This window comes from Methylophilus sp. DW102, from assembly GCF_037076555.1.
GTDB classification, from domain to species: Bacteria; Pseudomonadota; Gammaproteobacteria; order Burkholderiales; family Methylophilaceae; genus Methylophilus; species Methylophilus glucosoxydans.
Genome location: NZ_AP029023.1, coordinates 1,149,328 through 1,164,074 on the forward strand (window position 1 = coordinate 1,149,328; position 14,747 = coordinate 1,164,074).

Here is a 14,747-nt window from a genome sequence, read left to right on the forward strand (position 1 = left end):
TACAATATGACAGCACAACACTCCCACCCAGATAACGCAACTGAGAGCGTGGTTGATGAAAATCATGTGATTGCAGAACGTCGCGAGAAACTACGCTTGTTGCGTGAACAAGCGCAGGCCAGCGAGAAGGCCGTTTTTCCTAACGATTTCAAGCCAGAGCATAAAGCCGCTGCGTTGCAGGCCGCATATGCCGAGACTGACAAGGAAACCCTGGATCCTCAAGAAATCCCTGTAGTGGTTGCCGGCCGCATGATGCTCAAGCGCGTGATGGGTAAAGCCAGTTTTGCTACGATTCAGGATAGCTCAGCACGTATCCAGCTTTACATTGCCAGGGATGAAATCGGTGAAGCCTTGTATGACCAGTTCAAGCACTGGGACATGGGCGATATCCTTGGCGCGAAAGGTCGATTGTTCAAAACCCGTACAGGCGAGTTGTCTGTGCATGTCACTGAATTGCGCTTGCTGACCAAGTCATTGCGTCCCTTGCCGGAGAAATTTCATGGCTTACAAGACCAAGAAATCAAATACCGCCAGCGTTATGTCGATTTGATCACCTCGGAAGAAACCCGTGAAACATTCAAGGCCCGTTCCAAAGTGGTGGCAGCGATTCGCCAGTTCATGAATGAAAACGAGTTTCTGGAAGTGGAAACACCGATGCTGCATCCTATTCCAGGGGGCGCCTCAGCCAAACCCTTTATTACGCATCACAACGCACTTGATATGCAGATGTTTATGCGGATTGCGCCTGAGTTGTATTTGAAGCGTCTGATTGTCGGCGGCTTTGAGCGCGTGTTTGAAATCAACCGTAACTTCCGTAATGAAGGCTTAAGCGTACGTCACAATCCTGAATTCACCATGATGGAATTCTACGCCGCCTACACCGACTACCAGTGGCTGATGGATTTTACCGAACAATGTATACGCGCAGCTGCCATTGCTGCACGTGGCACGGCAGTATTGAGTTATGCGGGTAAAGAGGTCGATTTAAGCAAACCGTTTGAGCGCTTAACCATTTTGGGCGCTATTCAGAAATATGCGCCACACTACACCGCCGAGCAATTGAATGACGCCGAGTTCTTGCGCAAAGAATTACTCAAGTTTGGCGTCAAGGCGTTTGACCATGCAGGACTGGGCGCATTGCAGCTGTCATTGTTTGAAGAGACCGCAGAAAGCCAATTGTGGCAACCCACCTACATTATTGATTATCCGGTTGAAGTGTCTCCCTTGGCACGCGCTTCTGACAAACATCCTGAAATTACCGAGCGTTTTGAGCTCTTTATTACCGGGCGTGAAATGGCCAATGGCTTCAGCGAATTAAACGACGCTGAAGATCAGGCCGCGCGCTTCCAGGCCCAGGTAAAAGCCAAAGAAGCTGGTGATCAGGAAGCCATGTATTACGACGCTGACTTTATTCGTGCACTGGAATACGGCATGCCGCCGACAGGCGGTTGCGGGATTGGCATAGACCGTTTGGTCATGCTGATGACTGATAGCCCCAGCATTCGTGATGTGATTCTCTTCCCACACATGCGTGCTGAGAGTTAACTCAGCGATGATGTGAAAAAGCCACCTTTAAAGGTGGCTTTTTTTATACTAGTCCGCTGTAAGAAATATGTAAGGTTTGTCATTAAAGTGTCATATTTGTTCTTCAAAATACGCCCCGTTGTTTATAGAAATATTCAATCAGGGAAAATTTATGAATTCAAAATTACACCGCATTTTATCTGCGGCGTTGGCTGGTGGCTTGCTTGCAAGTTTATCACTGACCGCGATGGCAGACTCTACCGTTGATCTGGTGCAAGCACTCGTGTCAAAAGGCGTATTGACTGAAGAAGAAGGCGCCTTGCTCATGAAAGGCCGCGATAACGAAGTGGAAGTCCAGAAGAAAAAAGAAAAGAAAAACTGGACTAGCCGCGTGAATATCCGTGGTTACGTACAAACCCGCAACACTACCATGCTGGGTGGTGACGAAGGTGTTAACTTGTGGTCTGACCGTTCAGTTGGTGACGACAAATCGTTGGGTGATGCTGACAAAAACTTCTTGATTCGTCGTGCTCGCGTGATTATTTTTGGTGATTATGGCGATCATTTAAGTTACTACATTCAACCAGATTTTGCGAGCTCTGTTGGTGGCACTTCAAACTCAAACGCAAATGGAGCGAATAACTTTGCCCAACTTCGCGATGCTTATGGTGACGTAAATATTGACAAAGAAAAAGTTCACCGATTCCGTGTTGGTCAATCTAAAGTTCCTTACGGTTTTGAAAACTTACAGTCCTCCTCAAATCGTTTAGCACTAGATCGGAATGATGCTTTAAACAGTGCCGTGCGTGATGAGCGTGACTTAGGTGTTTTCTACTACTACACACCTACAAATATTCAGGCTTTGTTTGAGGAAATAAACAAGAGTGGTCTTAAACATTCTGGTAACTATGGCATGTTCGGTATTGGTTTGTATAACGGTCAAGGAGCCAATGCTCGTGAACAAAATGATAATTACCATGTAGTTTCTCGTTTGACTTACCCATGGAAAACACAAAGTGGACAAATTTATGAAGCTGGTATTCAGGCTTATAAAGGTGAGTATGTGTCTACTACGGGTGCTTACAATCGTCGCTTAGCTAATGGTTCACTTGCATCAGCAACGCCTACATTAGGTACCGGAACACCACTTTCAGGCAGAAATGGGATTGATGATGAACGCGTTGGTGTGAGTTTTATCATGTATCCGCAACCCTTTGGCTTACAAGCCGAATGGAACTGGGGTAACACGCCAGGTCTCGATATCACTAAGAATGTGATTGAAAAGAAAAGCCTGAATGGCGGGTATGTGCAAGCCATGTATAAAATCGACAACTTCCAGTTCCTCAGTACGAATGGCACATTGATTCCATTTATCAAATGGCAATACTTTGATGGCTACAATAAAGCTGAAACAAACTCACCTGAAAACCATGTGAACGATTGGGAGTTGGGTCTTGAGTGGCAATTAGCCCCTGAGCTGGAGTTAACTGCTGTTTATCACCGTATGAACCGTACAAACTTGGTGACAGGTAACCGTTCCACAGCGAGTGCAGCGAACAACTTGGCTGCTAGAACAGATTACGAAAACTTCAAGGCCGAGGCTTTGCGCGTTCAACTGCAGTACAACTTCTAACTTTTTCCGTACGAATCTCAAACTCAAATCCCGCAGTGATGCGGGATTTTTTTTACTCCTTATATAGTTAAATGTAATATAAAAATAACGAATAATTATTTTTTAAAATATAAATAGTCTGAAATAATGCTGTTCATTCAATGTGGTGAGAGGCAGCATGTCTACAGAACAACACAAAACTGATAGCGCAGCAGACTCCGCAGTGTTGGCGGTGGTTGCTTCCGCGATCGCTGCGGTACAGCAGGATACTGGCTATGGTTCCATCGAAATCACGATACACGATGGCCGGGTGACGCAAATTGAGCGACGCGAAAAAGTCCGCTTTGATCATCAAACCAAATCCAAAAAGTAATTAATAGTTTAGTAAACACTGACCAGGCCGCTGGAAGTCATTCAATTTCGGGAGAATTACATGCAGTTTAAAAAAATTAGTCTCGCACTGGCGACCGCAAGCTTGTGGTGGTTGGGAGGGGGCGTGGCCTTGGCAGAAGAGGCACCGCTTGCGGAGACACAAGTAGAGGATACTGAGCAGCAGAAAAAGATCAAGGCACGCCTTGCAGAGATTAAAGCTGAGGAAAAGGCCGCTGCCAAAGCTGCAAATGGTTATTACGTTGAACGTCGCAGCTATGGCACACAAAAAGAAACCGAGCCACCTCGCTATGTCAGGCAGCTGAATAAAACCTGGCTCAAGGATTACGATTCCTTCGCTGATGTGGATTGGCTGGATATCGGCTTTGAACATCGTGCGCGTTTTGAAAGCCGCCAAAATGACTTCCGTCGTGCACAAGAAAACATTGATGAACCTATTTTGTTGCGTACACGGGCTTACCTCGGCTTGAAGAATATCCTGGATCCTTTCCGTTTTGCAGTGGAGGTGCAGGACTCCCGCCGGAATCACAGCGATTACAACGGTTTTAGCGACCCGAGAATTTCTAATGACCCCAAAGATATCGACCATGCGGACTTCATCCAAGGCTACTTGGAGCTCTATTTTAAAGAAAGCATTTTTGGCAAAGATGATTTAGGCAATAGCCGTCCATTTTGGGTGCGCGGTGGCCGCTTGGCCTGGGAAGATCTGGATCGTCGTCTGATTGCGCGCAACGAGTGGCGTAACACGACGAACTCATTCCAGGGTATACGCGCCAATATCGGTGAAAAGAAAAATGACTGGCAACTGGAAGCCTTCGCAGTGCAACCGGTACAACGGTTTGCTAATCAATTAGATCAAGTCGATCATGCCCAGCACTTTTATGGCTTGGTAGGTGATTGGCGTGGCTGGTCTGAGTACGTCACCATTCAGCCATACTACTTTTACTTGAAGCAGGATGGTAGCAGGGTCAAGTATGACGGCAATGGTGTGGAGTACGCTAATCGTGCCTGGTATAACGCGGTAAGACAGGCACAGGCACAAGTGGATCGCGAAATTAGTACGGGTGGTATTCGCGTTTTCGGCATCTTGCCCGGCACACAGTGGGACTATGATGTGAGCTATAACAAGCAGTGGGGGCATGTACAACGCTTTGTGACGAGCAGCGCGCAATCACTCTCTTTAGCTAATGGCCGGTATATTACTGTTGATCAAGATGCTTATGCCTACAACGCTGAGGTCGGGTATACCTTTAACAAACATCTTTGGAAACCCCGTTTTAGTGCTTCTTACGGTGTAGCGACTGGTGATCATGTTTCTGGCGGTAGTAGTTCCAGAGACACCTCAGACAATCAGGGCTTTGATCGCTTGTTTGGTTTTGCCCGTCCCTGGTCTAACAATGACTACATTCAAATGAATAATATTCGTGCGACCAAAGTGCGGGCAGAGTTCGATCCTAAAGTCCCATTTTTGGAGAATGTAAAGGTTGATACAGGCTTTAGCTGGTATCGATTGGATGATGCAACTGCCAGCTGGTCTGCTGGGAGTAACTTACAAGATGTCAGTGGTCGCTCTGGGACAGATTTGGGTAAGGAGGTTGATTTGAGAATTCGCTTCCCCTTGAATCAGTACGCCTCACTTAATTTAGGCTACGCACACTTCTGGGCCGGTGATTTTGTCAAAGATGCAATCAAGATTGCTTCAAACAACAATGACCCTACGCGCTCACTGAGCTCAGACTTTTTCTACACAGAATTGACCCTGCTAGGCTTCTAGCTTAAAGGATATACATGAAACTTCATCAAAAAATTAAGCAGCTATTTGTCGTTGCGACCTTCGTTGCCCCGTTGGCAGTTTGGGCGGCCGATGTGAATCTGCTCAATGTGTCTTACGACCCGACGCGTGAGTTGTATCAAGACTACAACGAAGCCTTTGCCAAATATTGGAAAGCCAAGACGGGCGACAACGTCATCGTCAAGCAGTCACATGGAGGCTCTGGCAAGCAGGCACGTTCCGTCATTGATGGCCTGCAGGCCGATGTGGTGACGCTGGCGTTGTCTTATGACATTGACGAGATTGGCAGCAAAGGCCGTTTGTTTGGCCCGGACTGGCAGAAACGTCTGCCGCACAACAGTTCGCCTTATACCTCGACCATTGTGTTTCTGGTGCGTAAAGGCAACCCGAAAAACATCAAGGACTGGAGTGACTTGGTTAAACCAGGCACCTCGGTGATTACGCCTAACCCCAAAACTTCTGGCGGGGCGCGTTGGAACTACCTGGCGGCCTACGGTTATGCGCTCAAGCAAAACAATAACGACGAGGCTAAAGCCAAAGAGTTTTTGAAAAAACTGTTTAAAAACGTGCCGGTGTTAGATAGCGGTGCGCGTGGCGCAACCACGACCTTTGTGGAGCGTGGTATTGGCGATGTGTTGCTGGCTTGGGAAAACGAGGCTTTCCTCGCGCTCAAGGAGCTGGGGCCGGACAAGTTTGATCTGGTCGTGCCTTCACTGTCTATTCTGGCGGAGCCACCGGTGACTGTAGTCGACAAGAATGCCAAGCGTCATGGCACTGAAGCGGTATCCAAAGCCTATCTGGAATACTTGTACAGTGAAGAGGGCCAGGAAATTGCAGCCAAAAACTATTATCGTCCGACGCTGGAATCTGTGGCCAAAAAATACGAAAAACAGTTTCCTAAAGTCAATTTGATCAAGATTGACGAGGCGTTTGGCGGTTGGCAAAAGGCGCAGAAAACACACTTTGCCGATGGTGGTGTGTTCGACGAGATTTACCAGAAGTAAGCATTGAAATTCAGCAGTTCATTTTAGAAAAAGGCATTTACCCAATGCCTTTTTCTTTCTCTACAACAGGAGAATGTTTCATGTCAAAAGCATTAGTCATTGGTGGTGACCGTATAGAGGGCATCAAACAGGTGTTGCACGCACAGGGGATTGATAAAATTGATCACTGGACGGGCAGAAAACCCGGCGACGTCAAGCGCGAGTTACCTGTTAACGTCAACGTGATTGTGCTGGTCACCGGCTGGCTCAATCATTCCATGATGTATCGCATCAAGCATGTCGCACATAAGCGCGGACTCAAAGTCGTTTATACCCGTAACAGTGCGGATGGCATGCAGCGTGTATTAGAAGCGGCTTGATTCGTGCGTGGTGATTGCGACCGGCGAGACCAGCTTATTTTAAATCTGCTCTAAATATATCCCCTTTATTGACCGTTAAAACAGGTAAGTTTTAAGGTTTAATGACATTGCTCACACATGTTTTTTAACATGTGCGCAACATTGAGTCGTCAAGGTTTTTAAGGGTTGATAATGAGTCAGAACGGGATTGGCGAGCTGGCAGCGCCACTCAACGAAAACACCACACAGCGGCAGTTTATGCGGCATCGTCTTGTCCGAAAGGTGCAAGACAATACGCATTTTCTGGCGATGACCAGCATGGTGTGCGGCTTGTTAGGTTTTCCTCATTATTTGCTGGATGTAGATAACAATATCTGGCTCGCGCAATTGTTGACTTACCTGACCTTTATTTTGGTCAGCTACAATCTGCTGCTCGAAAATGGCCGCAACAACCTGGCCATGCTAACCATGTCGCTGGTGACCATCAGTTTGTTTGTGGTGCAACTGTCACCCTATGCCGCCGATTTTAACGATACCGCCAGCATCTTGCGTGCCTCAGGCCAAACCGGTCTGCATGCACCTTCCAACAGTTGGGAGTTTATTGCCGGTGGTGTGTTGGCCTGTCTGATTGCAGTCTCCTATCTTTTCCAGCGGCATCATTATGTTGCTGCCAGTCAGGGCATGCTGTGTATTGCGGTCATGATTCCTTTGATTCCGTTGCTAGGGTTGCTCTGCGGCATTGCTAATCCTTATGGTGTGATGTCCCCGCTGACCACCTTGAGCGGCATGCTCTGTGCGTTTGGCTTGCTCGCCAAGCAGGCGTCGCATCCGCCCATGAGTTACCTGTTGCTGATGGACGATACCGGTAAACAGATTCGCTCCAGTATCTTGTTGTTAAGTATCTGCGCCATTTTGCTGGCCAGGGCCGGCGTGATGTTTGGTGACAATATGCGCGGCTTGCCTCTCGTGGTGCTGGTTTCCTTGATCGCCATCATTTATACCCTGTCGGTGACTTATTATCACCAGGGGCAGGTCAGCGAAAAGGTACTGCCCGCAACCGATATGGATTTCGCCAGCCAGGTCGAGACCGCGCTGGATAATCAGCAGTTTTTTATGATGTATCAGCCGCAGGTCGATTTTAAGACGGGCAAACTGAAAGGGGTGGAAGCATTGGTTCGCTGGCGCCATCCTGAAAAAGGCATTATTTCCCCGGAGAAATTCATTCGGGTGGCCGAGTTGACCGGGTTGATTGTGCCTTTGGGCAAATGGATCATGCAAACGGCCTGTGCACAGGCTGCTCAGTGGAAGGATCATCCGGTGCTCGGCAAGATAGAGGTGTCTGTCAACGTCTCTGCATTGCAACTTAAGTCTGGCACTTTGGTAGAAGAGATCATGCAGATTCTGCAAGACACCGGGCTCGCGCCAGAACGGCTGGTGATTGAGTTGACCGAAAGCTCTTTTGTACAGGATGACGGTGAGAATGCGCGTCTGATGCATCAGCTCAAAGAAGCAGGCATCAAACTGGCCATTGATGATTTTGGGACTGGCTATTCCTGCCTGTCTTATTTGCGTGATATTCCGGGCGATTATCTCAAGGTAGACCGTTCATTCGTGATGGAGCTGCCTGGTCACAATAAAGCAGAAGCCGTGATTCAGGCGATCGTCAGCCTGGGCAAAAGCCTGGATTACCGCATTATTGCCGAAGGGGTAGAAACCCAGGCACAGGCTGATTTCCTCAAGTCAATCGGCTGCGATATTGTGCAAGGCTTTTTGTATGCCAAACCCCTTGAAGCCGATGCGCTGCCACAATGGGTCTCTGTGGCACAACCTGAAACGCTCACCTGATTTGCATTGACTGATCATGACTTGACCTCCCATGGTCAGGACTTTTTCCCTCGTTTAGCTTGCTTCCATTCTGCTATAAAAACTATCTGTTTTATAGCGAATCACTCATGAGTATCAATTAATTTGATATAAAGAGTAGAAATGTGCCATTTTATTTTACTTTGGTATCCATTCGTTTCGCCTATAGTGAATGACATGGCCTGTGCCCGCACAGGATCAGAATAGATCAAGATTAGGGGGAGCACTATGTCAGTTTCCAGTATTGACTGGTCTACTGAGCGTCATCACGCAACTTCAACACAGCAGATATATATGCGGCACCGGTTTTTAAGAACGGTGCAAAAGTTTGCTCCCTGGCTGGCAATTGTCAGTATTGTCACTGTGTTGTGGGGACTACCGTTTTTGCCAGTACACTCTGCGGCAAGCCTGTTTTTAGTGCAAAGCAGTGCATACCTGATCTTCATGTTCGCCAGCCTGGGGGTGGTGTACCAGACCTGGCATCAAAAGCGCGTGATTGGTGGCCTGATCCTGATTGTCGCTGCCGGTTTTCTGTGCCAGCTCTATGTCAGAAGCAGCGATGTCACATTCAACAACGGCTGGGCGACGCTCGCCACATTGTTCGCTGACCAGCAGGGCAATATGGTTTTTGATCTGGGCATGGCCATGTTAGTGTTGCTCGCAGCTGTGCTGCATCATCGCCATTGCAATCGCGCCAGCCAGGTCTTGCTGAGTATTGCCGTTTTGATGCCAGTCATTGGCTTGCTGGCCTGGGCTTATCGTATCCCGCACGCTTACGGTCAGCTCTCACTGTTGACCACGATTGGTGGCTCGCTGTGTGCGGCGGCCTTGCTGGCAAGGCAGATCACCGCTACCCCCATGAGTTACCTGTTGTTGCTGGATGACACTGGCAAGCATCTGAGATGGATCGTCTGCATCTTGATTACATGTGCGATTGTTCTGGGAGGGGTGGGCGTTTTTTTTGATAACGATCTTCGCCTGACGCCCATCATTATCACTGCTGCACTGATTTTAATCATCATTGTGATGACTTTGACCTATTATCACAAAGGGGTGATGCATGAGCAGGTGTTGCCCCCAGAAGACCTGGCTTTTGCCAGTGAACTGGAGGCTGCGATTGCGCAAGAAGCGTTTTATCTGGTGTATCAACCGCAGCTGGATTTTGAGACCGGTAAACTGGTGGGCGTTGAAGCCTTGATTCGCTGGCAACATCCCAAGCGTGGGGTCGTGTCGCCGAATCAGTTTATCGGTGTGGCCGAGTTGACCGGGCTGATTGTGCCCATGGGTGCCTGGGTACTCAAAGCCGCGTGTGCACAAGCGGCCTCCTGGACTACCGGTGAATTGAGTCGGGCCAAAGTCTCGGTCAACGTCTCCCCCTTGCAGTTAAATACCCCCTGTTTTGCCGAATATGTGTTGCTGGTACTGCAAGAGACTGGCCTGGCGCCTGAGCGCCTGGTAATTGAGCTGACCGAGAGTGCGTTTATTCATGCCGACTGCACGGGCAACGAGCGCCTGCAGAAACTCAAACAGCACGGCATTAAACTGGCGATTGATGACTTTGGCACCGGTTATTCCTGCCTGGCTTATTTGCGTGATATTCCGGGGGATTACCTGAAAGTGGATAGGTCTTTTGTCAATGACATTCCCGGCAAAGAGCGCTCAGAGGCGGTGATTAGTGCCATTGTGGTCTTAGGCAAAAACCTGCATTACCAGATTGTGGCCGAGGGGGTGGAAACCGAAGCCCAGGCAGACTATCTGAAGGCACTGGGCTGTGATTTTGTGCAGGGCTTTTTATATGCCAAGCCGATGACCGCACAGGCCTTGCAAGACTGGATGCGCAATCGGGCAGACCTTGCCTGAGCTTTGTGCGTTTAAGGCTTGTGCCTAAAACGTGCGCTGATTGAGTTTGGAGCGAACCAGCTCAATATGCGCACGCAACTCGTAAGCATATTGTGAAAAAGGCACCGGTAGCTTGACGTTGACCACCTTGGTTTCAATTTCATTGAGTTTATCCAGGCACTGACGGACATCTTCAGCCGATTTGATCTCTTGCAACTGGGTATCCAGAAAGCGTAGCTCGCCGTAATAACGGAACAGTTTGCGCTTGACCAGCCACACATACACCATCGGGATAATTTTGGTGAGCGGGATCAGTAACGCCAACAAAGGCAAAATCACAATCAGCGTGCGATTAACAAAGGTGGCTGCCCAAAATGGCAGGTATTTATCAATAATCGGCAGGCCGGATTTGTAGAAATTCAGCGCCTGCGTGCTGATCGGAAAATCCGTATCCTTGGCAGAAGGGAATTCTCCCTTGCCGTTAAACATGCTTGGGCCACCATGCACCTCGGCAATCACTTTCATCATCAGGTAAATCAGCGCCGGATGCATGCTGTCCTTGATCACCAGCGTCGCGGTTGGCGCCACCAGATGCACATCGTGGCTGGGAATATTGCGCGCCAGGTCCATGGCGCCTTCTGGCAGCACCAGGTGATGCATAAACGCAAACTTGCGTGAAAAGGCTTCAGCGGTGTCCATACTTACCATGGTCAGATGCTTGTCTGCAATGAGCTCGCGGACCAGGCTTGAGTTGGCAACATCCACAAAAAAAGCGGCATCGAGCTTGCCTGACTGCAGGGCCGCCACTGCTTCTTCGGCACCTATGGTGACCAAGGTGCTGTTGCTGGCATTGATGCCACTTTCAGTCAACAGCGTATTTGCCAGAAAATGACTGCCGCTGCCTGGATAGCCGACGCCGATGCGTTTGCCTTTGAGGGCCGATAAATGGGTGGTTTCAGTTTTGCCGCGGCAAAAAATCCATACCGGCTGGTAGTACAGGCTGCCTAATGACAACAGTGAGCCTGCGCCTTCACTATGCGCCATGCCATCTTGAATGAATGCAATATCTACGTTGGAGTCAGGGTCCTTGAGCAAACGCAGGTTTTCATCATCCCCTGCCGTTTTGCGTATCTGCAGATGAATGCCTTCTTTTTTAAGATAGACGCCATAAATCGCGGCAAACGCATTGTAATTGAGGTCCGCTTCGCCGGTGGCAATCACAATATTGCGTGGGGGTGCAGGGTCTATGAATTTGTAAGCAAAAAACAGTGCCAGGCAAATGAGCAGGAAGGAGGGGAGCGTGGCTTCCAGCATTTCGCGGGTGAAGATGGCGGTAAATTTGTTGTTGCGCGGATCAAATTTCATCGGTTATCTGGCGTCTGGTTATAAAAATCGCACTCACAGCGAGCTATGCATTGCGATTCTACAGAGGCTTGCCGCGAATGTCACAATCTTGGCGGGCAACATAAAAACAATCCCCTGCCTTTGCAATGCGCACGCTGCACGGGCAGGGGATGAGCTATGTTACGCGGCTAGACTAGGCGTGATAGGACGCCAAGCGCTGTAACACCGCAATCATGCGGTCGATTTCATCATAAGTGTTGTAAAACGCCAATGACGGCCGTACGGTGGTTTCAACACCAAAGCGACGCAAAATCGGCTGTGCACAATGATGGCCAGAACGCACGGCGATGCCTTCTTCATTGAGCGCTGCGCCCACCTCTTCGCTTTGATAGCCCTTGAGTGCAAAAGACAGCACACTGGCCTTATGTTTGGCTGTCCCGATCAGGCGCAGATTGGGGATCTGGCACATGGCTGCCGTGGCATACTCCAGCAGGGCATGCTCATAGGCGGCGATATTTTCGATGCCTAGCCGTTCCACATACTGCAAGGCGGCACCTAATCCTACCGCATCGGCGATATTACCCGTGCCTGCTTCAAATTTGGCCGGGGCCGCGTGATACACCGTTTTTTCAAAGGTGACATCTTGTATCATGTTGCCGCCGCCTTGCCAGGCAGGCATGTCTTGCAGCACGTCCGCTTTGCCATACAAGGCACCAATGCCGGTGGGGCCAAAGATTTTATGCCCGGAGAACACAAAAAAGTCAGCATCCAGCGTTTGTACATCGGTCCGCATATGTGACACCGATTGCGCGCCATCCAGTAGCACTTTTGCGCCCGCCCTGTGAGCCATTGCAATCATTTCCTGAGCAGGCGTGACCGTCCCCAACGCATTTGATACCTGGGTAAATGACACCAGCTTGGTTTTTGCCGTCAGCAGTTTCTGGTATTCCTCCAGCAGAATCTGGCCACTGTCATCCACCGGAATCACTTTCAGCACCGCCCCCGTTTCCTGACACAATTGCTGCCAGGGCACGATATTGGCGTGATGTTCCAGATGTGAGACCACAATTTCATCGCCTTGCCCCAGATGTTTTTTGCCCCAGGTTTTGGCGACCAGGTTAATCGCTTCCGTGGTCCCGCGTACAAAAACGACCTGATTCACCGAGGGCGCATTGATAAAACGACGCACGGTTTCGCGCGCTTCTTCATACGCATCCGTCGCGCGCGCGGCCAGCGCATGGGCGGCCCGGTGAATATTGGAGTTTTCGTGCTGGTAAAAATAACTCACGCGGTCGATGACGACTTGTGGTTTTTGCGTGGTCGCCGCATTGTCAAACCAGACCAACTGGCGGCCATTCACCCGCTCATTTAGGATGGGAAAGTCACGCCGTACCGCATGCACATCAAATGCCGGATGCGCGGAAGCCGGCAGGCTGCCCGTCAACCCGGGTTCGGCCTGCAAAAAGTAAAACGATTGCGCGCCGGCTACCGGCGGTTTAGCCGCAGTTTGGGAGGAGGCCGCAGACGGTGGGGACTGTATTGCACCCGCCCCCAGCCAGCGATCCAGCTCCTGCTGGTAAGGAATCTCAATGCCCGTCCCGGCAAATGAGCCAGGAGTCAGAAAAGCAGCCTCGGGCTGCAATACATTCAGGTGGGCCGGATGGTTATGTAACGGGTCGCTACCCAAGGCTTCAATGCCAGGCACATACGTGAGCTGCTGCGCTTGCGCCTGCTGGGTGACGGGTTGCGCCTGCGTTTGCGCATAACTCGGTGAGGCCACACCACCTGTGCCACCCACATTGACCAGCTTGGTGGTCAATGAGTCTGTAGGCGGGACAGATGGCTGTGGGGCATGCGAAGCCGCCAACGATTGCGCCAGGTCTGCTGCCGCAAACGGTGCCGTCGCCGGAAACCCTTCAGCGTAGAGGTCGTTGACCAGTTGCGTCAGCGTGGCGGTATCCAGCACACCTGTGTTTTCCAGTTCGCGTCCTACACCTAGCGCAGCAGTCATCTTGGGATGCTCACCCGGCAATGAGGCCAAGATGGCCTCAGGCTCAAAACTGGCGCCATCAGTTAAAGTCAGGCCGAATGAATTACTTGTAGTCATAGTAATGATCAACTCCGACATCTTCCAGGACGGCAATCGCGTCTTCGGTCAGCACGGCCAGTGAGCAATACAGCGAGACCAAGTAAGAAGCAATCGCTTTATGGTTAATGCCCATAAAACGTACTGACAGGCCCATGGTTTGCTGGCCTGGCAAGTTCGGTTGATACAAGCCAATCACGCCTTGCTTGCTCTCGCCTACACGTAGCAGCAAGATTTTGGATTTGCCGTTGACGATAGGTAGTTTGTCGCTAGGAATCAGTGGAACACCACGCCAGGTCAAGAATTGTGAGCCGAATAAGGAAACGGTTGGGGGTGGCACGCCACGGCGGGTGCACTCACGGCCAAAGGCGGCAATTGCTTTCGGGTGCGCCAGGAAAAACGCAGGTTCTTTCCAGACTTTGGTCAGCAGCTCATCCAGGTCATCCGGTGTTGGGTAACCATTACGGGTTTTGATGGTTTGTGATTTGGCCACATTGTTGAGCAGGCCGTACTCTTTGTTGTTGATCAGTTCGCTTTCCTGGCGTTCTTTGACTACTTCAATAGTCAGGCGCAGTTGCTCTTTGATCTGGTTGTGCGGGCTGCTATACAGGTCAGACACGCGGGTATGCACATCGACCACGGTATTCACCGCGTTTAGCACATATTCACGGCCCCATTCTTCATAATCGACAAAGGTTGCTGGCAGTTCTTTTTCATCTTTGTTGGAGCAGTCGACAGTAATGGCGTTGGGGTCTTTGGCCTTGTTGACACGGTAAATACCGGCTTCAACGGGTACCCAGTTGAGCAAATGCACCAGCCAGCGCGGGCTGATGGTGCTGAGCATGGGTACCGATTTGGTAGCATTGGCAAGCGTGCGGGCAGCGACATCGCCCAAAGCGCTCTGAAAAGGTTGTTCTGACATAAGGTCTCCTTAAAGTGCAACTATGAATAGGTT

General features: G+C 50.0%; 11 protein-coding genes. 8 read left to right on the top strand and 3 right to left on the bottom strand.

The window, feature by feature from the left end; translation table 11 throughout:
- The first annotated feature begins 6 nt into the window (after positions 1 to 6).
- The 8 genes from lysS to AACH41_RS05315 all read left to right on the top strand — a co-directional run bounded on the left by lysS (position 7) and on the right by AACH41_RS05315 (position 10,383).
- Positions 7 to 1,545 carry a lysine--tRNA ligase gene (gene lysS / locus AACH41_RS05280; protein ID WP_275356861.1) on the top strand — a complete coding sequence of 513 codons (1,539 nt, stop codon included), beginning with the start codon at positions 7 to 9 and terminating at the stop codon, positions 1,543 to 1,545.
- 151 nt (positions 1,546 to 1,696) lie between these two features.
- The gene (locus tag AACH41_RS05285) at positions 1,697 to 3,157 is read left to right on the top strand and encodes a porin (RefSeq protein ID WP_338657274.1); all 1,461 of its coding nucleotides are present in this window, start codon (positions 1,697 to 1,699) and stop codon (positions 3,155 to 3,157) included.
- 157 nt (positions 3,158 to 3,314) lie between these two features.
- Positions 3,315 to 3,509: a YezD family protein gene (locus tag AACH41_RS05290; protein WP_275356859.1), complete on the top strand. Its 195-nt coding sequence runs from the start codon at positions 3,315 to 3,317 to the stop codon at positions 3,507 to 3,509.
- A 60-nt stretch (positions 3,510 to 3,569) separates the two neighbouring features.
- On the top strand, positions 3,570 to 5,300 hold the full coding sequence (locus AACH41_RS05295) for an alginate export family protein (RefSeq protein WP_338657276.1): 1,731 nt from the start codon (positions 3,570 to 3,572) through the stop codon (positions 5,298 to 5,300).
- A 14-nt stretch (positions 5,301 to 5,314) separates the two neighbouring features.
- Entirely contained in the window at positions 5,315 to 6,322 is a 1,008-nt protein-coding gene (locus AACH41_RS05300; protein ID WP_338657278.1) for a sulfate ABC transporter substrate-binding protein, read from the top strand.
- Positions 6,323 to 6,402: 80 nt separating this feature from the next.
- Positions 6,403 to 6,681 (top strand): DUF2325 domain-containing protein, encoded by a 279-nt coding sequence (locus AACH41_RS05305; RefSeq protein WP_194747052.1) that lies wholly within the window; start codon positions 6,403 to 6,405, stop codon positions 6,679 to 6,681.
- A gap of 171 nt (positions 6,682 to 6,852) precedes the next feature.
- Positions 6,853 to 8,505 (top strand): EAL domain-containing protein, encoded by a 1,653-nt coding sequence (locus tag AACH41_RS05310; protein WP_313984093.1) that lies wholly within the window; start codon positions 6,853 to 6,855, stop codon positions 8,503 to 8,505.
- A gap of 246 nt (positions 8,506 to 8,751) precedes the next feature.
- Entirely contained in the window at positions 8,752 to 10,383 is a 1,632-nt protein-coding gene (locus AACH41_RS05315) for an EAL domain-containing protein (protein ID WP_338657283.1), read from the top strand.
- Between the two features lie 24 nt (positions 10,384 to 10,407).
- Here the strand turns inward: AACH41_RS05315 and AACH41_RS05320 are convergent, their stop codons facing one another.
- The 3 genes from AACH41_RS05320 to AACH41_RS05330 all read right to left on the bottom strand — a co-directional run bounded on the left by AACH41_RS05320 (position 10,408) and on the right by AACH41_RS05330 (position 14,714).
- Positions 10,408 to 11,727, bottom strand: a complete 1,320-nt coding sequence (locus tag AACH41_RS05320; RefSeq protein WP_313984098.1) for a TAXI family TRAP transporter solute-binding subunit — start codon at positions 11,725 to 11,727, stop codon at positions 10,408 to 10,410.
- 172 nt (positions 11,728 to 11,899) lie between these two features.
- Positions 11,900 to 13,813 (bottom strand): family 2A encapsulin nanocompartment cargo protein cysteine desulfurase, encoded by a 1,914-nt coding sequence (locus tag AACH41_RS05325; protein ID WP_338657286.1) that lies wholly within the window; start codon positions 13,811 to 13,813, stop codon positions 11,900 to 11,902.
- Complete coding sequence (locus AACH41_RS05330; RefSeq protein ID WP_194747048.1) at positions 13,800 to 14,714, bottom strand: family 2A encapsulin nanocompartment shell protein; 915 nt, start codon at positions 14,712 to 14,714, stop codon at positions 13,800 to 13,802. The genes AACH41_RS05325 and AACH41_RS05330 overlap by 14 nt, the downstream gene beginning before the upstream one ends.
- Positions 14,715 to 14,747 lie beyond the last annotated feature (33 nt).